This is a genomic window from Elstera litoralis, from assembly GCF_000963705.1.
Taxonomy (GTDB): domain Bacteria; phylum Pseudomonadota; class Alphaproteobacteria; order Elsterales; family Elsteraceae; genus Elstera; species Elstera litoralis.
In genome coordinates this window covers 1-902 of sequence record NZ_LAJY01000746.1, presented here as the reverse complement: position 1 = coordinate 902, position 902 = coordinate 1, and the positions used below count along the sequence as shown (strand labels likewise).

Genomic DNA, 902 nt, shown 5'->3' with positions numbered 1-902 from the left:
TAACTCATTGACTGTGTATCCTTCGTATCTAAGGTCACAAATTGCTTGATATACATCATGGTAATCGGTCTGATTCTCATATGTTGTATTTATGTCGAACGTAAATAAGTAATAGCGCACGACATATTCTCCTGACGTTAAACACAACCTATCTCTGATAATGTTTTCAACCAAAAGATGTCAAGGAATTTTTATATATCGTATTAGATTTCTATGCATTAAAGATTCGCCGGAAAAATGCCGGAAAAAAAGAGGGGTTCGGGGAGCGTGCTCCCCGAGCGGGTGTGGGCGGCAGCCCGCTTTTATCCAGACTAAGGGACTAAAAAGGGGCGTCCGAAAACGCCCCTTCTCTTTTTACGAATGCTCGATCGCTTTCACGATTTCTTCGGTGACTTTCTTGGCGTCGCCGAACAGCATCATCGTGTTATCGCGGAAGAACAGCTCGTTATCGACGCCCGCATAGCCGGACGCCATTGAGCGTTTGATGAACAGCACCGTTTTGGCCTTTTCCACGTCCAAAATCGGCATGCCGTAGATCGGGCTGGTCGGATCGGTTTTTGCGGCGGGGTTGGTCACGTCGTTTGCGCCGATGACGAAGGCGACGTCGGTGGTGCCGAAATCGCGGTTGATTTCTTCCAACTCCAGCACGTCCTCATAGGGCACATTGGCTTCGGCCAAGAGCACATTCATATGCCCCGGCATGCGGCCTGCGACCGGGTGGATGGCGTAGCGAACCTGCACGCCTTCCTTCTTCAGCAAATCGCCCATTTCGCGCAGGGCGTGCTGGGCTTGGGCAACGGCCATCCCGTAACCCGGCACGATCACGACGCTTTGAGCGTTCTTCATAATGAAGGCCGCATCGTCCGCCGAGCCGGATTTGACCGGCTTGTCACCGCCGCCAC

General features: G+C 52.0%; 1 protein-coding gene. It reads right to left on the bottom strand.

What is annotated here, in order from left to right; translation table 11 throughout:
• Positions 1–354: 354 nt before the first annotated feature.
• The coding region (locus VZ95_RS19510) for an NAD(P)(+) transhydrogenase (Re/Si-specific) subunit beta (protein WP_045777345.1) at positions 355–902 on the bottom strand (548 nt) is incomplete at its 5' end.